The 245-nt window shown below is 40.8% G+C and carries 1 protein-coding gene; it reads left to right on the top strand.

The window, feature by feature from the left end; genetic code table 11:
• Nucleotides 1–245 (top strand): hypothetical protein (locus ACXAFS_RS15325; RefSeq protein WP_475308055.1); only part of this gene is annotated, 245 nt, incomplete at both ends.

The following is a 245-nucleotide window of genomic DNA, read 5'->3' as shown; positions in this document are numbered from 1 at the left end:
GAGACTGCAGCTTGTGGTAATACTAAAACTATTGTTAGAACTTGGACCGTAACTGATGAGTGTGGTAACAGCGTATCTGCTGACCAAACCATTACGGTTGTTGATACTACTGATCCTACAATCTCTGTTCCTGCTGATATTACTATTGAATGTACTGAAGATGAGTCTTCTGCTAATACTGGTGTTGCTACTGGTGCTGATACTTGTGGTACAGTTACTATTACTGAATCAGACGTAGAGACTGC

It is taken from the genome of Winogradskyella sp. ABM4_392 (assembly GCF_056160445.1).
This window is presented reverse-complemented; position numbering and strand designations above follow the sequence as displayed.